At 72.2% G+C, this 18302-nt stretch carries 11 protein-coding genes and 1 tRNA gene; 9 read left to right on the top strand and 3 right to left on the bottom strand.

Annotated elements, in window-relative coordinates; genetic code table 11:
- Positions 1 to 66: 66 nt before the first annotated feature.
- Positions 67 to 2211, top strand: coding sequence for an amylo-alpha-1,6-glucosidase (locus ABT352_RS33700; RefSeq protein ID WP_350949057.1), 2145 nt, complete (start codon positions 67 to 69; stop codon positions 2209 to 2211).
- 172 nt (positions 2212 to 2383) lie between these two features.
- On the opposite strand, the gene ABT352_RS33695 is transcribed toward ABT352_RS33700, so the two are convergent.
- The gene (locus ABT352_RS33695; protein ID WP_350949056.1) at positions 2384 to 3313 is read right to left on the bottom strand and encodes a dienelactone hydrolase family protein; all 930 of its coding nucleotides are present in this window, start codon (positions 3311 to 3313) and stop codon (positions 2384 to 2386) included.
- Between the two features lie 368 nt (positions 3314 to 3681).
- Between ABT352_RS33695 and ABT352_RS33690 the strand changes: the two genes are divergently transcribed.
- The 6 genes from ABT352_RS33690 to nrfD all read left to right on the top strand — a co-directional run bounded on the left by ABT352_RS33690 (position 3682) and on the right by nrfD (position 11724).
- A complete protein-coding gene (locus tag ABT352_RS33690; RefSeq protein ID WP_350949055.1) occupies positions 3682 to 4671 on the top strand; it encodes an AraC family transcriptional regulator in 990 nt (329 codons plus the stop codon).
- Between the two features lie 232 nt (positions 4672 to 4903).
- Positions 4904 to 6127 carry a styrene monooxygenase/indole monooxygenase family protein gene (locus tag ABT352_RS33685; RefSeq protein ID WP_350949054.1) on the top strand — a complete coding sequence of 408 codons (1224 nt, stop codon included), beginning with the start codon at positions 4904 to 4906 and terminating at the stop codon, positions 6125 to 6127.
- Positions 6128 to 6136: 9 nt separating this feature from the next.
- Positions 6137 to 6631, top strand: a complete 495-nt coding sequence (locus ABT352_RS33680) for a flavin reductase family protein (RefSeq protein WP_350949053.1) — start codon at positions 6137 to 6139, stop codon at positions 6629 to 6631.
- Positions 6632 to 6669: 38 nt separating this feature from the next.
- Complete coding sequence (gene fdh / locus ABT352_RS33675; RefSeq protein ID WP_350949052.1) at positions 6670 to 9861, top strand: formate dehydrogenase; 3192 nt, start codon at positions 6670 to 6672, stop codon at positions 9859 to 9861.
- Positions 9854 to 10633 (top strand): 4Fe-4S dicluster domain-containing protein, encoded by a 780-nt coding sequence (locus ABT352_RS33670; RefSeq protein WP_350949051.1) that lies wholly within the window; start codon positions 9854 to 9856, stop codon positions 10631 to 10633. Before fdh ends, ABT352_RS33670 begins: the two co-directional genes overlap by 8 nt.
- Entirely contained in the window at positions 10630 to 11724 is a 1095-nt protein-coding gene (gene nrfD / locus ABT352_RS33665; protein WP_350949050.1) for an NrfD/PsrC family molybdoenzyme membrane anchor subunit, read from the top strand. Before ABT352_RS33670 ends, nrfD begins: the two co-directional genes overlap by 4 nt.
- A gap of 150 nt (positions 11725 to 11874) precedes the next feature.
- Here nrfD and selD read toward each other — a convergent pair whose 3' ends face one another.
- Complete coding sequence (selD, locus tag ABT352_RS33660; protein WP_350949049.1) at positions 11875 to 12921, bottom strand: selenide, water dikinase SelD; 1047 nt, start codon at positions 12919 to 12921, stop codon at positions 11875 to 11877.
- An 85-nt stretch (positions 12922 to 13006) separates the two neighbouring features.
- Between selD and ABT352_RS33655 the strand changes: the two genes are divergently transcribed.
- Positions 13007 to 13099, top strand: a tRNA-Sec gene (locus ABT352_RS33655).
- 110 nt (positions 13100 to 13209) lie between these two features.
- On the opposite strand, the gene ABT352_RS33650 is transcribed toward ABT352_RS33655, so the two are convergent.
- Positions 13210 to 16512 carry a glycosyl hydrolase family 95 catalytic domain-containing protein gene (locus ABT352_RS33650; RefSeq protein ID WP_350949048.1) on the bottom strand — a complete coding sequence of 1101 codons (3303 nt, stop codon included), beginning with the start codon at positions 16510 to 16512 and terminating at the stop codon, positions 13210 to 13212.
- Between the two features lie 466 nt (positions 16513 to 16978).
- Here ABT352_RS33650 and selA point away from each other — a divergent pair, with 466 nt between their 5' ends.
- Positions 16979 to 18277, top strand: coding sequence for an L-seryl-tRNA(Sec) selenium transferase (selA, locus tag ABT352_RS33645; RefSeq protein ID WP_350949047.1), 1299 nt, complete (start codon positions 16979 to 16981; stop codon positions 18275 to 18277).
- Positions 18278 to 18302: the final 25 nt, after the last annotated feature.

Genomic DNA, 18302 nt, shown 5'->3' with positions numbered 1-18302 from the left:
ATGTGCACCCCCCGGCCGTCTTCTGTCAAGACGTCACCGGCTCGACACGATCTCAGGGAGTCAGTCGTGCTCGACGACGCCTCATCCCCCAGCCCACAGGCGGTCGCGGTGGGCGGCTCCGCCGACGCCTACCGCCTCCAGCCCCTGCTGCACGATCTCGTCAGCACCGTGCTGGCGCCGACCGTCGCGCTGAGCGGGGGCGACGGGCAGATCCGCCCGGCCGGTGTCCAGGGCGTGTTCCACGCGGACTCCCGCGCTCTGTCGCGGGCCGTCCTGACGATCGACGGCCGAGAGCCCGAGGCCGTGGGCCACGCCCAGAGAGGGCCTGGCGCCACCGGGTTCGTCACGCTGGCCCGATGGCTGGGCGACCCCGTCCCCGATCCCACTGTACGGATCGAGCGGTTCCGGCAGGTCACACCGGGTGGCATGGAAGAACGCGTCGAGATAGTCTCCAGCGCGACCGTTCCCGTCGCCGCTGTCGTGAGCCTGGAGCTGGGCTGCGACTTCGCCCCCATCGAGGTGGTCAAGTCCGGTGGCGACACCGCGGAGGCGGCGGCCGAGCGCACCGCGCCCGATCAGATCTCCTGGAACTCCGGCGGCGTCCGCGTCGTGGCGACCGGTACGGGCGCGCGGGCCGAGTCCGCCGGGTCCACCGGGTCCGCGCGCACGGCTTTCCTGCGCTGGCCGGTCGAGCTGGCGCCCCGCGCCAGGGTCACCCTGTCGTGGCGGGTCGAGGTGCGCGACCCCCAGGCCGTGGTGACCGCGCCCGATCGCCCCGCCGAGTGGGCGGGTGAGGGAACTCCCCGCGTCGTCGCCGCCGACCATCGGCTGAGCAGGCTCTTCGAGCAGTCCATGGACGACCTGCGCTCGCTGCGACTGGCCGAGACCGCGGCCCCCGGTGACGTCTTCCTCGGCGCCGGAGTGCCCTGGTTCCTCACCCTCTTCGGCCGCGACAGCATCTGGGCCGCCCGCATGCTGCTGCCGCTCGGCACGGAACTGGCGATGGGCACCCTGCGGGTGCTGGCCCGCAGGCAGGGAACCAGGCTGGATCCGGGCTCCGGCGAGGCCCCCGGGAAGATCATGCACGAGCTGCGCCGGCACGACTTCACGGTCGAGGGCAACGACCTGCACCTGCCCGCCGCCTACTACGGCACGATCGACGCCACCCCGTTGTGGATCGCCCTGTTGCACGACGCCTGGCGCTGGGGCGCCCCCGCCACGGAGGTCGCCGCGCTGCTGCCCCACCTGGAGGCCGCCCTCGGCTGGCTCGGCCACCACGCCGACCCCGACGGGGACGGTTTCATCGAGTACATCGACACCAGCGGCCGGGGCCTGGCGAACCAGGGCTGGAAGGACTCCGGCGACGCGCTGCGCTTCCACGACGGCCGCCAGGCCCAGCCGCCGATCGCCCTGGTCGAGGTGCAGGGCTACGCCCACCAGGCGGCCAGGCAGGGAGCCGACCTGCTGGAGGCGTTCGGCCGCCCCGGCGCGGCCCGCTGGCGCGAGCACGCCGCGGCGCTGGCCGAGCGCTTTCGAGCCAGGTTCTGGGTGGAGGGACCGCAGGGCAGGTTCCCCGCCCTCGCCCTGGACCGGGACAAGCGCCCCGTCGACGCGCTCACCAGCAACATCGGGCACCTGCTCGGCACCGGCCTGCTCACCGGGGCGGAGGAGGCGGAGATCGCCGACCTCCTCGTCTCCCCGCAGATGGCCGGTGGCTTCGGCCTGAGGACGATGTCGGCGGACGCGGGTGGCTTCAGCCCGCTGTCCTACCACTGCGGGTCGATCTGGGCGCACGACACGGCGATCGTGGTCGCCGGACTGGCCCGCGCCGGGTTCGCCACGCACGCGGCGACCCTCGCCGAAGGGCTGCTCACCGCGGGCGAGACGTTCGGCTACCGGCTGCCCGAGCTGTTCGGCGGCGATGACCGGTCGGCATTGGGGCGTCCGGTTCCCTACCCGGCGGCCTGCCGCCCGCAGGCGTGGTCCGCCGCCGCCGCGGTGACCGTCGTGCACGCGGCACTCGGCCTCTATCCCGACGTGCCCGAGGGGCGGATGCTGCTGCGCCCGCTCGCCGGTGCCCCCCTGGGCGCGGTCTTCGCGGGAGGTCTGCGGGTCGCCGGAGCGGAGGTGAGCGCGGCCGTCGACCGGGAGGGCGAGGTCGTCGTGACGGGTCTGCCCGAGGGGATCCTCACCGAGCGCGCCTCGACCTGAGCCGGGCGTGCCTGGACCTGAGCCGGGCGTGCCTGGACCTGAGCCGGGCGTGTCACCGTACCGCGCAGGCGGGTGGGGGCACGCGGATGGGCGGGACGTGCGGCGGGAGGCTTCCCGGAGAGGGCGTTCGCCGACCGCCGCAGCACGGTCCGTCGGCCGCCGGACGGGACGCTCAGCCCAGGTGGCGGCCGAACCAGTCCAGGACACGCCGATAGGCCTCGGCGGCGGCGCCGGCGTCGTAGCGCGGGCCGGTGTCGTTGAAGAAGGCGTGGCCGACGCCGGGAAACGTGACGATCTCGTGCTCCAGGCACGCCCTCTCCAGGGCGGTTCCTGCCTCCTCGCGGGTGGCGTTGACCCGGTCGTCCCGCTCGGCGTAGATCGCGAGGACGGCGGCCCTCGCCCCCGAGAGGTCGGCGTCGCCGGGAAACGGGCCGTAGAACGGGACGGCCGCCGACAGGCGCGGTTCGTCCGAGGAGAGCAGCAGCCAGGTCATGGCGCCGCCGAGGCAGAAGCCGATGACGCCGAGCCTCTTGCCGGGGGCGCCCCGCTCCAGCTCGCCCAGGGCGGCCTTCATGTCCGCGGCGAGGCGCTCGGGGGAGAGGGCGCCCAGCGCCGCGGTGGCCTGAGCCGGGTCCTCGAAGGAGGCGGTCCCGCCCTCGCGGGAGAGCAGGTCGATGGCGAGCGCGCAGTAGCCGTCGGCCGCCAGGCGCCCGGCGACCGACCGGATGTGGTCGGTGAGCCCGCGGTTCTCGTGGATCACCAGCACCGCGCCTCGCGGGTCCGCGGGCGCCGCCCAGGCGCCCCTGAGGGTGACGCCGCTCTCGGTGCCGGGGAAGATGATCTCCTCGGTCGGCAGGGGCGAGGAGATCGGGGGCGGTTCGCCGCCCGGTGGCACGGTGGACGCCGTCGCCGTGTCGGATCCCGTGGCGGACGGCGCGGTCGCGTTCCCTCCGCCGCTTTCCCAGGTCGCGAGCAGGGCGACGGCGGCGGGTGCCTCCAGCCCGAGGAGGGTGAGGCGGTGCAGCGCCTCGTGCCGGGGGACGAGCCCCGCCGCGTGGTCGACCGCGACCTCCTCCGCGAGGTACCGGTGAAAAGACGTCACCAGCACACGGTAGGACCGGCGGATGAAAGCCACGGCAAAGCCGGACCACGTGCCGCCACCCGAAAACCGGGGAGCGCGCGGCCTCCGACGAGGGTCTCCCGAATGCCTCCTCCGCGGTGACCCACGCGGATTCCACGTGCCCGTGAGGACGCCGCCGGCCTCGCCCGCGAGACCTTGTCCACTACTGGACACGCTCCCTCGGGCTTTTGCGTATTTCTCCATGGTCGGCCGGTTCCGATCCGTAGATCATGTGAGGACCGGCCGTGCGCGACCTCGCGTCGTCGTACGCACGCGGCGGCACGTGCGGAGATGCACGAGCACAGATGGTTACAGACGGTTATAGAGGGTTGCGGAGGGTTGGAGGGGTGATGGGCGAGGGTGGAGCGCCGGTCCCGCTCGGTAACCGGCCGGTCTTCGACACCGCGGACCTCGACGAGGCCCGCGAGCTGGTGGCCGGAGTGTTCTGCCCCCACCGGCTGGAGCTCACCGGTGGCACCTCCCGGCTGGCCGCGCGGCTCAACTCGGTCCAGCTGGGCACCGTGCGGGTGAACTACCTGGACTACGGGGCGGACGTCCGCATCGAGCCCGGGGAGCTCGAATCCTTCTTCCTGGTGCAGATCCCGCTGGCCGGGCGCAGCCTGATCCGGTGCGGCGGCCAGGAGATCGTGTCGACGCCGGACCTGGCCTCGCTGCCGTCGCCGTCGGAACACCTCGACATGCGCTGGGCGGCCGGCTGCCCCCAGCTGATCGTCAAATTCGACCGGCCGGTCGTCGAGGACGCCATGGAGCGGATGCTCGGGGAGCGGCTCGACCGGCCGATCGTCTTCGACCTGGGCATGGACATGACCGCCGGCTGGGCGAGGGCCTGGAAGGCGATGGCCGACCTGATCGTCAGGGAGGCCGAGTACGGCGACGGGCTCGCCGCGCAGCCGCTCGCGATCGCCCACCTGGAGAACGCCATGCTCTCCTCCCTGCTCACCGGGCAACCGTCCAACTACCTGGAGCGGCTGAACGCCCCCCGGCCTCCCGCCCTGCCCAAGGTGGTGCGCCGGGCGATGCGGTACATCGACGACCACGCCCATCTGCCGCTCACGACGGACGAGGTCGCGAGCGCCGTGGCGGTCAGCGGACGCTCGCTCCAGGAGGGCTTCCGCCGCCATCTCGGCCTGACCCCGATGACCTACCTCAGGGATGTGCGCCTGGGCAGGGTGCACGACGAACTGGCGGCCGGCGATCCGGCCAGGTGCACCGTGACGAAGGTGGCGGCCCACTGGGGCTTCCCGCACCAGGGGCGCTTCGCCGCCCTCTACCGCGCGCGCTACGGCCGGACGCCGTCCCAGACGCTACGCGGCGACTGACGGCGCTCGGCCCGGCGGTCGGACGGCCATGACGTCGAGGTGGGGACGAATCGGGGAGGGGCGGGGGAAGGATCCCGCGCCAGACGGATGGAACCCGCGCTGAGCGGATGGCATGGGCGGGGGCGGCCGTCGTACCTTTTCACCAGGCGCCGCTCGATCGTTCCCCGCTTCGGGGAAGCCCTCTCAAGGCTTCCCCGAAGCTCTCGAAACCTCCTCGAAAGGACACCTCACCATGCGCAGAATCCTTGTCGTCGGCGCCGGTCAGGCGGGCCTCCACCTCGCCCTCGGCCTGCTGCGGAACGGCTACGACGTCACCGTCGTCTCCAACCGGACCCCCGAGGACATCCGCGACGGCCGGGTCATGTCCAGCCAGGCCATGTTCGGCACCGCCCTCGGCCACGAGCGTGACCTCGGCCTGGACCTGTGGGCGGACGGCTGCCCGCCGATCGACGGGATCCAGTTCGCGGTGGCCGGCCCCGGCGGGGACCCGGTGATCCGCTGGGCCGCCCGGCTCGACGCCCCCGCCCGCTCGGTCGACCAGCGGCTGAAGATGCCCGCCTGGATGGCCGAGGTGGAGCGGCTCGGCGGGAAGATCGTCATTCATGACGCCACCGTGGAGGACCTGGAGGGCTACGCCGCCCAGTACGACCTGGTCATGGTCGCCGCGGGCAAGGGGTCGATCGCCTCGCTCTTCGAGCGGGACGCGTCGCGCTCGCCGTACCACGCCCCGCAGCGGGCCCTCGCCCTCACCTACGTCAACGGCCTCACACCGCGGCCCGGCCACTCCGCGGTGTGCTTCAACATGATCCCCGGGGTCGGCGAGTACTTCGTGTTCCCCGCCCTCACCGTCACCGGCCCCTGCGAGATCATGGTGTTCGAGGGCGTCCCCGGCGGGCCGATGGACCGCTGGGCGGAGGTCGCCACCCCGGCCGAGCATCTGGCCATGAGCAGGCGGATCCTGGAGACCTTCCTGCCGTGGGAGGCCGAGCGCGCCGCGGACGTCGAACTCACCGACGCCGGCGGTGTCCTGTCCGGCCGCTTCACGCCGGTCGTGCGCAGGCCGGTGGCGACGCTCCCGTCGGGCGCCCCGGTCCTGGGCGTGGCGGACGTGGTCGTGCTCAACGACCCGATCACCGGGCAGGGGTCCAACAACGCCGCCAAGTGCGCGGCCTCCTACCTGTCCGACATCCTGGAGCGCGGCGAGCTGCCGTACGACGCGGCCTGGATGGAGCGGGTCTTCGAGCACTACTGGCGAGACGCCCGGCACGCCACCACCTGGACGAACGCGCTGCTCGCGCCCCCGCCGCCGCACGTGCTGGAGCTCCTGGGAGCGGCCGGTGGGCTGCCCGAGGTGGCCTCCCGTTTCGTCAACGGCTTCGACGACCCGTCCGACTACGCGGACTGGTTCCTGGACCCGGCCGGCGCGGCCGAGTACCTGGCGCGGGCCGGGAAGTGAGGCGGCGCCATGAGATCCCTGCGCGACGCCCTCGGGCAGTTCGCCACCGGGGTGGCGGTGGTCACCGCCGTCACCTCGCGGGGTGACCGGCTGGGCGTGACCGTCAACTCCTTCACCTCGGTCTCGCTCGACCCGCCGCTCGTCCTGTGGTGCCTGTCCCGGCGGGCCCCCAGCGCGCCGGCCTTCGCCGAGGCGGAGCGGTTCGCGGTCAACGTCCTGGCCGCCGGCCAGGAGCACCTGTCACGGCGGTTCGCCACGCCGCTGCCCGACAAGTTCGCCGGGGTGGAGACCCGTCTCGCGCCGGGCGGGGTGCCGGTCCTCGCCGGGACCGTCGCCCACTTCGCCTGCCGCGCGGTGACCATGTACGACGGAGGTGACCATTTGATCTTCGTCGGGGAGGTCGAGCACTTCCGGAGACAGGAGGGCGAGCCGCTGGTCTTCCACTCGGGGAGCTACCGGGCGCTGTCCGCGCCGGACCGCGAGATGGCGCTCTGCGAACCCTGACGGTGATTAGGGCAGGTCAGCCGGGGTAAGCCCCGAGGATGACACGGGGGAGGGGCCTCTCCCGCTGGCCGGTGATCCGGCAGCTGATGGGAGAGGACGGCAGGGGCGACGCCGCGCGTTCGGCGCGCACCGACGCCCTGCGGCCCCGCACCGAGGAGGCCGACGGCGTCGCGCGTTCGGTCTGCCCGTTCTGCGCGGTCGGCTGCGGCCAGCTGGTCTACGTCAAGGACGGCAGGGTCACCCAGATCGAGGGTGACCCCGACTCGCCCATCTCACGCGGGCGCCTCTGCCCCAAGGGGGCGGCGAGCAAGCAGCTCGTCACCCACCCCGGCCGGCAGACCCGAGTCCTCTACCGGCGGCCGCACGGCACGGACTGGGAGCCGCTAGACCTGGAGACGGCGATGGACATGATCGCCGACCGGGTGGTGCGGACCCGCAGGGAGACCTGGCAGCAGGAGTACGAGGGCAGGACGGTCCGGCGCACCATGGGCATCGCGAGCCTGGGCGGGGCGACGCTGGACAACGAAGAGAACTACCTGATGAAGAAGCTCTACACCGCCCTCGGCGCGATCCAGGTGGAGAACCAGGCCCGTATTTGACACTCCTCCACCGTCCCCGGTCTGGGGGCCAGCTTCGGGCGTGGCGGTGCCACGGACTTCCAGCAGGATCTGGCCGAGTCCGACTGCATCGTCATCCAGGGCTCCAACATGGCCGAATGCCATCCGGTGGGATTCCAGTGGGTGGTGGAGGCGAAGGCGCGCGGGGCGAAGGTGTTCCACATCGACCCGCGCTTCACCCGCACCAGCGCGATCGCCGACCGCCACCTGCCGATCCGCGCGGGCAGCGACATCGTGCTGCTCGGCGCGCTGATCAACCACGTGCTCTCCAACGAGCTGGACTTCCGCGAGTACGTGGTGGCCTACACCAACGCCTCGGCGATCATCTCCGAGGACTTCGAGGACACCGAGGACCTGGACGGGCTGTTCTCCGGATTCGACCGGGAAAGACGCGCGTACGACCCGTCGAGCTGGGCCTACGAGCGCGGTGAGGAGGATGAGGCGTCCGACGTCGGCGGCGAGCGGATGGAGGGCGGTCCCCGGCACGCCGAGGCGGCGGGCCCCGAGCAGTACGGCTCCGGTGGCGCCGCCGCGCCGTCGAGGCCGCTCACGGATCCGACGCTGCGCCACCCCCGCTGCGTCTACCAGATCCTGCGGCGGCACTTCGCCCGCTACACCCCGCAGACGGTGTCGGAACTGTGCGGCATCTCCCCGGAGGACTTCGCGGAGCTGGCCGAGGCGATCACCGTGAACTCGGGCAGGGAACGCACCACCGCCTGGGCGTACGCGGTCGGCTGGACCCAGCACACCGTGGGCGCGCAGTACATCCGCACGGCCTCGATCCTGCAGCTGCTGCTGGGCAACATCGGCCGCCCCGGCGGCGGCATCCTGGCGCTGCGCGGCCACGCGAGCATCCAGGGCTCCACCGACATCCCCACCCTGTTCAACCTGTTGCCGGGCTACCTGCCGATGCCCCACGCCCACCGGCACGAGGGGCTTGACGACTATCTCGCCAAGGCCGGGGCCGAGACCGGCTTCTGGGGCAGGAAACGCTGCTACATGGTGAGCCTGCTCAAGGCGTGGTGGGGCGACGCCGCCACCGAGGAGAACGACTTCCGCTTCGACAACCTGCCCCGCGTCACCGGCGACCACGGCCATTTCACCACCGTGATGGGACAGATCGACGGCACCGTCAAGGGCTACTTCGTGGTGGGGGAGAACCCCGCGGTCGGCTCCTCGGGCGGCCGGGCACAGCGCCTGGGCCTGGCCAACCTCGACTGGCTGGTGGTGCGTGACCTGACGCTGGTGGAGACGGCCACCTTCTGGAAGGACGGCCCCGAGCTGGAGACCGGGGAGACGCGCACCGAGGACATCGCCACCGAGGTGTTCTTCCTGCCCGCCGCGAGCCACGTGGAGAAGGACGGCACCTTCACCAACACCCAGCGGCTGCTGCAGTGGCGGGAGAAGGCGGTCGAACCGCCGGGCGACTGCCGCAGCGACCTGTCGTTCTACTACCACCTCGGCAAGCGGATCAGGCGGCGGATGACCGACGACGAGATCGACCGGCCGGTACGCGAGCTGACCTGGGACTACCCGGAGGAGGGCGAACACGCCGAGCCGTCGGCGCGGGCGGTGCTGCGTGAGATCAACGGCACCGGTCCCGAAGGGCGGACCCTGTCGGCCTACACCGAGCTCAGGTCCGACGGTTCCACCCGGTGCGGGTGCTGGATCTACTGCGGGGTGTACGCCGACGAGGTGAACCAGGCGGCCCGTCGCAGGCCGGGGAACGAGCAGAACAGGGTCGCGCCGGAGTGGGGCTGGGCCTGGCCCGCCAACCGGCGCATCCTCTACAACCGGGCCTCCGCGGACCCCGAGGGCCGCCCGTGGAGTGAGCGCAAGGCCTACCTGTGGTGGGACGAGGAGAAGGGGGAGTGGACCGGGCTCGACGTGCCGGACTTCGAGAGGGACAAACCGCCCGGGTACCTGCCGCCCGAGGGAGCCCTGGCCGAGGACGCGCTGGCCGGGACCGACCCGTTCATCATGCAGCCCGACGGCAAGGGCTGGCTGTTCGCCCCGGCGGGACTGGCGGACGGGCCGCTGCCGACCCACTACGAGCCGCACGAGTCGCCGGTGCGCAACACGCTGTACGAGCAGCGGGCGAACCCGGCGCGCCAGACCTACCCGCGCCCGGAGAGCCCCTACAACCCGCCGGGCTCACCGCGCTTCCCGTACGTGCTCACGACCTACCGGCTCACCGAGCACCACACCGCCGGGGGGATGAGCAGGCCGCTGGCTTATCTCGCCGAGCTGCAGCCGGAACTGTTCTGCGAGGTGTCGCCGGAGCTCGCCGCGGAGCTGGGGCTCGTCAACGGCGGGTGGGCGACGATCGTGACGTCCCGCACCGCGATCGAGGCCCGTGTGCTGGTGACCTCGCGCGTGCGCCCGCTGCGCCTGCGGGACGCGACGATCCACCAGATCGGCCTGCCCTACCACTGGGGCTGGGGCAGCGGCGGCCTGGTCACCGGCGACGTCGTGAACGACCTGATGCCGCTCGTGCTCGACCCGAACGTCTACATCCAGGAGGGCAAGGCCATGACCTGCGACCTGCGGCCGGGCAGGCGCCCCACGGGCAGGGCGCTGCTCGGCCTGATCGAGGAGTACCGCGATGGCTGAGCGGATGGGGTTCTTCACCGACACGAGCATCTGCATCGGGTGCAAGGCCTGCGAGGTCGCCTGCAAGGAGTGGAACGACGTGCCCGACGACGGGTTCGTCTTCCGCGCCACCTCGTACGACAACACGGGCGGCCTCGGTGCCGACACCTGGCGCCACGTGGCCTTCATCGAGCAGCCGGGCGGGGACGGCGGGCAGGGCATCGAGGGATGGCTGATGTCGTCGGACGTGTGCAAGCACTGCACGCGCGCCGCCTGTCTGGACGTCTGCCCGACCGGGGCGCTGTTCCGCACCGAGTTCGGCACGGTGGTGGTACAGGCCGACGTCTGCAACGGCTGCGGCTACTGCGTGCCCGCCTGCCCGTACGGCGTGGTCGACCGCAGGGAGCGCGACGGCCGGGCGTTCAAGTGCACCATGTGCCACGACCGCCAGCTCGGCGGGCTGGAACCGGCCTGTGCCAAGGCGTGCCCCACCGACTCCATCCAGTTCGGACCGCTGGAGGAGTTGCGGGCCCGCGCCGAGGAACGGGTGGAGCTGCTGCGCGGCGAGGGCAGGCCGCGGGCGCGCCTGTACGGGGCGGACCCCGGCGACGGCGTGGGCGGGGACGGGGCCTTCTTCCTGCTGCTCGACGAGCCCGAGGTGTACGGCCTGCCTCCCGACCCGGTGGTCACGACCAGGGATCTGCCCGCCATGTGGCGCTGGGCGGCCGGGGCGGCGCTCTCCATGGTCGCAGTGGTGGCGGTGTCCTTTTCCGGGCGGGGGTGGTCGCGGTGAGGCGCGGCGAGGAGACGATGGTGCCCGGGGCCGAGTTCCGCTCCTACTACGGGCAGCCGATCATCAAGGCCCCGATCTGGCACGAGCCCCACATGCCGCTCTACCTCTATCTGGGCGGAACCTCCGGTGCCGCGTCGGTGATCTCCGCCGTGGCGACGCTCACCGGGCGTGACCGGCTCGCGCTCACCGCCAGGGTCACCGCGGCCGCCGGTGCCGTGGCCGGCGCCGGTTTCCTCGTCGCCGAACTCGGCAGGCCGGAACGGTTCCTCAACATGCTGCGCGTGTTCAAGCCCACCTCGCCGATGAGCGTCGGCTCCTGGCTCCTGGCCGCCCACAGCGCCCTGACGGCCGTCTCGGCCGCCTCCGCGCTCGTCACCGCCGGCTCCGTCAGGGAGATCCCCGCCCGGTCCATCCCGTGGTTCCCCGCCTGGCCGGCCCTGCGGGTTCCGGCCCGGCCTGTCCCGGGGGGCACCCTTGGGCTCGCCACGCGGTTCCCCGCCCGGTTCGTCCTGCGGATTCCGGTGCTCCCGGTGAAGGCCACCCGTGCCCTGCCCGCGGTCGGTGACGCGGCCGCCTGGGCGGCAGTGGTGACCGGGCCGCTGATGGCGACGTACACCGCCGTGCTCGTCGCCGACACCGCCGTGCCCGCCTGGCACGAGGCCCACCGCGAGCTGCCGTTCCTGTTCGCGGGGAGCGCGCTGGCCGGTGCGGGCGCCGTGGGCATGCTGGCCACCCCGCGCCGTGAGGCGGGCCCGGCCCGCGTCACCGCGATGCTGGGCGCCGCCGTCGAGACGGTCGCGGGCGCGGTGATGGAGCACCGGCTCGGCCTGGTCGGCGAACCCTACCGGCTGGGCAGGCCGGGCCGTCTGATGCGGACGGCCCGAGCCCTCACGGTGGGCGGCGCCCTGCTCGCCACGGTCGCCGGGCGCGGCCGTGCCCTCGGCGCGCTGTCCGGTCTCGCCCTCACCGCGGGTGCCCTCTGCACCCGCTTCGGCGTCCTGGCCGTGGGCAAGGCCTCGGCCGCCGACCCGAAGTACACGGTGGTGCCCCAACGGGAGCGCCTGAGGAGACGGGAGGGTGAGAACCCCTGAGCTACGACGTCTTTTACCGATGTTCCCGGTCGCATGGAGAGGCCCCGTCTGTTCTCGGTCGTATGGAGAGACCTCCGTCGTCCGCTCCAGTCCAGTCCGGTCCGATCCGCCCCTGCCTGACTGGTCTTGTCCGGGCCGTGTCCGGGCAGGTCAGCGCAGTCGCAGGGCCGAACCCTCGCGGGGGACGAGCTCGCCGACGACCGGCGCGCCAGGGATCTCACCCGCCACGAGCAGGCCGCCTGAGGTCTGGGCGTCGGCGAGCAGCAGCAGGTCTTCCTCGCCGAAGCGGCCCGGATCCAGGTGCGGTGCCACCCACGCCAGGTTGCGCCGGGTGCCGCCGCTGACGTAGCCGTCCCGTACGGCTTCGCGAGCCCCGCTCAGGTACGGCACGGCCGCCACGTCGAGCACCGCCGTGACGCCGCTCGCCCTGGCCAGCTTGTAGAGGTGGCCGAGCAGGCCGAACCCGGTCACGTCCGTGGCGCACCCGGCACCCGCGGCGAGCGCCGCCCGGGAGGCGTCCCGGTTCAGCGTGGTCATCGCGGCCACCGCCTGCGGGAAGACCTCGCCGGTCGCCTTGTGCCGGGTGTTGAGCACGCCGACGCCGAGCGGCTTGGTCAGGGAGATCGGCAGGCCCGCCCGGCCGCCGTCGATGCGCAGCAGCCGCTCAGGATCGGCGAGCCCGGTGACGGCCATCCCGTACTTCGGCTCGGGATCGTCGACGCTGTGGCCGCCCGCCACGTGGCAGCCCGCCGCCCGCGCCACCTCCAGGCCGCCGCGCAGCACCTCCCCGGCCAGCTCCATCGGCAGCACGTCCCGGGGCCAGCCGAGCAGGTTCACCGCCACCAGCGGCTCCCCGCCCACCGCGTACACGTCCGACAGGGCGTTGGCCGCCGCGATCCGCCCCCAGTCGCAGGGGTCGTCCACCACGGGGGTGAAGAAGTCCGCGGTGGCCACGATCGCCCGGCCGCCCTCGACGCGGACCACGGCGGCGTCGTCGCCGTCGTCCAACCCGATGATCAGCTCACCGTGGAGGTCCCGGCGTGGCCCGTCCGCCTCCCGGAGCAGTCCGGCGACGACGGACTCCAGCTCACCGGGAGGGATCTTGCAGGCGCAGCCGCCCCCGTGCGCGTACTGGGTGAGCCGCACCGCGTCCTGCCGGGGAGGAGAGGCGCCTCGCTCCACAGTGCTCTCCGCCATGCCGCGTCTCCCCTGGTAGATCGGCACGCCGCCGTCCGGCACGCCGCCCCGATGCACATACCCGCTCGGGGGTATGTTCTCCCCCGGAGGCGTATGGGCGCCTGGTGGCCCCCGCGGTCTTCAAAATCGTCGAGGCCGAGGTTCTCGGCCTGGCGGGTTCGATTCCCGTCCGCCTCCGCCGTTCAGCGTGCGGGCCTGACGTTTCCGGCATGTCAGGAAGGGCCGCGGGGTGGCCGGGTGTGGCCACGCCGCGGCCCTTCGGTCAGGCTCGGCGGTTGTCCGGGGGTGCTATCCGCCTATCGCGATGGCGAAGATGTGCATGGTCGCGACGCCCGACTGCGCTCTCGCGCTGATGTTCGGCAGGTCGAGGCGGGAGACCTCCTTGTCCTGCAGTGCCACGCCGACGTAGTAGATGGTCGCGGGGGTGTTGAACTGCTGGTTTCCCGGCCGGTTCTGGTAGGGGGCCACGATGGCGGCGTCGCCCTCCGGCCTGGGGGCGCCGTACCAGTCGGGGGAGCTGAGGGTGAAGGTCTGCCTCGTGCCGTCCTTGTAGACGACGGTGGCCGGCCCGGACACCGCGCCGTACGTTCCGGTCAGCAGGAAGCCGAGTTTCGCGCCCGAGCCGCTCAGCTTGATGGACTGGCCGGAGGCGATGGCGTTGTCGGCGGTGCCCACCGGGACGGCCGGCCACTTGAAGTCGATCCCGCCCTTGCTGACCGTGCTGCCGGGGGTGACGCCGACCTGGGCCAGTGCCTGGGCGGAGATGCTGCCGCCGTTGCCGTCGAAGGTGCCGACGGCGGTGTTGCCGTTGTCGGTCACGGCGACGTTGGTGAAGTTCTGCTCCAGCGGCGTCTCCCGGCCGTCCCACAGCCGGACCGAGGTCTTGGCGGAGGCGGTCCAGTCACGGCCGGTCGCCTTGGCGGTCAGGACCACGGTGGTCGCCGAGCCGGTCGCGGCGGGGGTGACCTTGAACTCGGCGGTGGCCTCGGAGTCAGGCCGCAAGGGCTTCAACACGACCTGCGCCGGAGTGACGGTCCACCCGTCCGGAACTTCGAGGGACACGCTCGTCCTGGGCGCGATCGGCATGTCGATCGCACGGAGCGTGAAGGTGACCGTCGCCTCCTGGCCCAGCGCGACCTCGGCGGGCGCGTCGAGCCTGACCTTCTGCAAGGCGTACGCGCGGTAGGTGTGACCGGCCTGTCCGGTGATTTCGAGCAGGTCGGGCTCGTCGGTCCGCTTGGTGCGAGCGGTGCCGCCGCGGGTGGCGTCGAGCACCCGGTAGCGTCCGGCGAACATCTGGCCGCGTACCTTGATCGCGCCGTCGCGATCGGGCGTGATCAGGAATTCGTCGGCCTGGGAATCGCTCCACGCCGCGCCGACGGTGTAACCCCCGCGACCCCGCAGGCCTTCGATCCGCCCGGTCGGCCACGCCTCCGGCAGCGCGGGCAGCACATGCAGTTCACCGGCATGGCTCTGCAGCAGCATCTCGGCGATGCCGGAGGTGGCGCCGAAGTTGCCGTCGATCTGGAAGGGCGGGTGCAGGTCGAACATGTTGGGGGCGAGCCTGGCCGGCGTCACGAGGAAGCGGATGAGGTCGTGCGCGCGCTTGCCCTCCTCCATCCGCGCCCAGTAGTTGATCTTCCAGGCGAGCGACCAGCCCGTTCCGTCGTCGCCGCGCAACTCCAGCGTCCGCCGGGCGGCCTGGAACAGTTCCGGGGTGCCGCGCTTGGTGATCTGGTTGCTGGGGTGTAGGCCGTAGAGGTGGGAGACGTGCCGGTGGTTCCGCTCGGTCTCCACCCAGTCGTACAGCCATTCCATGATGTTGCCGCGCGAGCCGACCTTCATCGGCGGCAGCCGGTCCGCGGCGGCCAGGACCTGCGCGCGGAAACTCGCGTCCACACTGAGGACCTGGCTCGCCTCGGCGCACCCGTGGAAGAGGTCGCGCAGGATCTGGTTGTCCATGGTGGGACCGGCGGCGACGCTGGCGTTCGCGTGGTGGGCCAGTTCGGGGGAGTTGGAGGGGTTCGTGACCAGATATCCGAGCCTCGGCTCCTCCACGAGGGTGTCGAGGAAGAACTGGGCGGCGCCCTTCATGGCCGGGTAGTTCTTCCGCAGGAAGTCGACGTCGCCGGTGAAGTTGTAGTGGTCCCAGATCATGGTGGCCAGCCATGCGCCGCCGGTCTGCCACATGCCCCAGAACGCGCCGTCCACGACAGAGGTGGCCCGCCACCCGTCGGTGTTGTGGTGGGTGACCCAGCCGCCGGCGCCGTACTGCGCCTGCGCCGTGCGGGCGCCGGTGACCGTGAGGTCGTTGATCATGCTGAACACCGGCTCGTAGCACTCCGACAGGTTCGTCGTGTCGGCGGGCCAGTAGTTCATCGGCAGGTTGGCGTTGATGGTGTACTTCGAGTCCCACGACGGGGACATCGATTCGTTCCAGATGCCCTGCAGGTTAGCCGGTTGCGTGCCGGGACGCGAAGAGGAGATCAGTAGGTACCGGCCGAACTGGAACAGCAGCGCGGAGAACTGCGGGTCGTCGACGGCGTTGTGCTGCGCGATCCGGACGTCGGTCGGCTGGTCGGCCGCCGAGGTGCGTGGGAGTTCGAGATTCGTACGCCCGAACAGCTTCTGGTAGTCGGCGACGTGCCGGCTGCGCAACTCGGCGAAGGTCTTGCCCTGGGCGGCGTTGAGGTGCCCGAGCGCGATGCCCTGGTAGTCGCCGCTCACGTCCTGGTAGTTCACGTAGCTTGAGCCCATGGAGACCAGCACCGTCACGCTGTCGGCGGCGGAGACCTGAAGCGTGCCGCCGGAGCTGGAGACGGTGCCGCCTTCGGCGAAGGCCCGGGCCAGTGCCTGGAACCGGACCGAGCCGGTGATGCCCCGGTGATTGCCGGACCGGCCGTCGAGCGCGACCGTCGCGCCGTCCGGGCTGGAGCGCGTGTTCTGCTGGGGGCTGTCGAAGGTCGCGGAGAACGTGATCGAGCCGGGCTGGTCGGCGGTCAGCCGGATCGCGATGACCTGGTCAGGGGCGCTCGCGAACACCTCGCGCCGGAAGCGCACCCCGTTCTTGAGGTACGTGGTGGACGTGGTGGCGGTGGTGAGGTCCAGCTGGCGGTTGTACTCCGTCGAGCCGGTGCCGCCGGGGAAGCTCAGCCTGAGGTTGCCGACGGGCTGGTAGGCCAGCTGGCCCACGGGGTTCCCGAGCATCGCCTGGTCGATGAGGTTCTGGGCCTGAGCCCACTGGTCCTCGAAGACCAGCCGCCGGATCTCCGCCAGCGCCGCGGCGCCCCTCGGGTTGCTCTGGTCGTACGGGCCGCCGGCCCACACGGTGTCCTCGTTGAGCTGCAGCCGCTCCTGGTCGACGTTGCCGAAGACCATGGCGCCGAGGCGTCCGTTGCCGATGGGCAGCGCGCGCAGCCAGTCGGTGCCGGCGGACCGGTCGTACCAGAGGGCCAGGTCGTTGGCGGCGAGCACTTCCGGAGGCGCCACCGAAGCGGCTCTGGCCACCGCCGTCCATTGCATGGGGAGCAGCAGAGCTCCGGCTCCGGCTGCGCTGATCGACATCAACTGCCTGCGGGACAGGTCTGGCATGGTGTTTCTCCAAGCGTGGTGCAGCCTCGCCGGCAACCGAAATCGCGCATGCGACGACGAACTCGACAACAGGTCAACTCGGGAGTCCGGTCGAATCGGCAGCGTGGTGAGGTTTGGGGCTGGGGGGGTTTCGGTCAAGTTAAAAGATTTGATGTATCGCGTCAATAGCCGTAACAAAAGCCAACGAAAATCCGCCCATGCGTCGTTCGTCGCCCCTAGACATCCGACCTATCAAGGTTTCAGAATGAGGACCGAGGGTGTGCGGAGATCGCTGGCGGCAATATTTGGCCATGTGAGGCGCGCTTCACATCATCGAGACCGGAGACGGGAAGTCCTGACCGACGACGCCCAGAGGAGACGCGCTCGCCGGAACGCCCGGCGGTAGGAATGGGAGGACGGGTTTCAAAGGCCCAGGTCATCGGCCTGGCGGATTCGATTTCCTCCCGCCTTCGCCTATGTTCGGAGAGTGGACCCACGCAGGCTCGTGCCGCGTACCGACGCCGTCCTCGCCGACCCCCGGCTGGTCGCGGCGGCGGGGCGGCTCGGGCGGACGGTCGTCAAGGACGCCGTGGCGCGGGCACAGCGGCGCGTACGGCAGGGCGTGCTCGATCCGGGAGAGGTCGCGGACGCGGCCGTGGCGGCGCTCCCGCCGTATCCGGCGAGCCCGCGGCAGGTGATCAACATGACCGGGGTGCTGGTCCACACCAACCTGGGCCGCGCGCCGCTCTCGGCCGCGGCGGTGGAGGCCACGGCCGCCGCGGCGGGTTGCACGGACGTGGAGTTCGACCTCGCCACCGGAGCCCGCGCCCGCCGGGGACGGGGCGCGATGGACGCGCTCGCGCGGGCCGTCCCCGCCGCGGAGGGCGTGCACGTGGTCAACAACAACGCCGCCGCGCTCGTGCTCGTCGCCACCGCGCTCGCCGCCGGGCGGGAGATCGTGATCAGCCGCGGCGAGCTGGTGGAGATCGGCGACGGGTTCCGCATCCCCGACCTGCTCGTCTCCACCGGCGCCAGGCTGCGCGAGGTGGGCACCACCAACCGCACCTCCTACGCCGACTACCGGGCGGCGGTGGGACCGGAGACGGGCTTCGTCCTCAAGGTGCACCCGTCGAACTTCCTGGTCGAGGGTTTCACCGGCTCGGTCGAGGTCGCCGAGCTGTCCGCGCTCGGTGTGCCCGTGGTGGCCGACATCGGTTCGGGCCTGCTCACGCGGGAACCACTGCTGCCGGGCGAGCCCGACGCGGCGAGCGCCCTGGAGGCCGGAGCCGATCTCGTCACCGCGAGTGGCGACAAACTGCTCGGCGGCCCGCAGGCCGGGCTGCTGCTGGGCCGGCGCGACCTGGTCGAGCGGTGCGCGAGACACCCGCTGGCCCGTGCGCTCCGGGTGGACAAGCTGACACTGGCCGCGCTGGAGGCCACCCTGCGAGGCCCCGCCACCCCCGTCCACCAGGCCCTGTACGCCGATGCCGGGCTGCTAGGCGAGCGTGCCGCCGCGCTCGCGGGCAGCCTGGCCGAGGCGGGGGTCGACGCGAGGGCCGTGCCGAGCGAGGCGGCGGTGGGCGGCGGCGGGGCACCGGGCGTGAGGCTGCCGAGCGCCGCGATCAGTCTGCCCGAGCGGTTCGCGGTGCCGATGCGGACCGGGCGGGTCCCGGTCGTCGGCCGGGTGGAGGGTCGCCGTCTCCTGCTCGACCTGCGTGCCGTGCCCGCGGACCGGGACGGTGATGTGCTGAGCGCCGTTCTCGAGGTGGAGCACCGCCGTGGGTGACCGTCACGGCGGCCGGTCGGCGCGT

It is taken from the genome of Streptosporangium sp. NPDC000563 (genome assembly GCF_040299985.1).
Taxonomy (GTDB): domain Bacteria; phylum Actinomycetota; class Actinomycetes; order Streptosporangiales; family Streptosporangiaceae; genus Streptosporangium.
This window is presented reverse-complemented; position numbering and strand designations above follow the sequence as displayed.

Bases quoted from the DNA above. Each gene is read 5' to 3' on its own strand.
- selD (WP_350949049.1), bottom strand. From the start codon at position 12,921: ATGGCGGAGAGCACTGTGGAGCGAGGCGCCTCTCCTCCCCGGCAGGAC.
- ABT352_RS33690 (WP_350949055.1), top strand. From the start codon at position 3,682: ATGGGCGAGGGTGGAGCGCCGGTCCCGCTCGGTAACCGGCCGGTCTTC.
- ABT352_RS33670 (WP_350949051.1), top strand. From the start codon at position 9,854: ATGGCTGAGCGGATGGGGTTCTTCACCGACACGAGCATCTGCATCGGG.
- ABT352_RS33685 (WP_350949054.1), top strand. From the start codon at position 4,904: ATGCGCAGAATCCTTGTCGTCGGCGCCGGTCAGGCGGGCCTCCACCTC.
- ABT352_RS33680 (WP_350949053.1), top strand. From the start codon at position 6,137: ATGAGATCCCTGCGCGACGCCCTCGGGCAGTTCGCCACCGGGGTGGCG.
- ABT352_RS33650 (WP_350949048.1), bottom strand. From the start codon at position 16,512: ATGCCAGACCTGTCCCGCAGGCAGTTGATGTCGATCAGCGCAGCCGGA.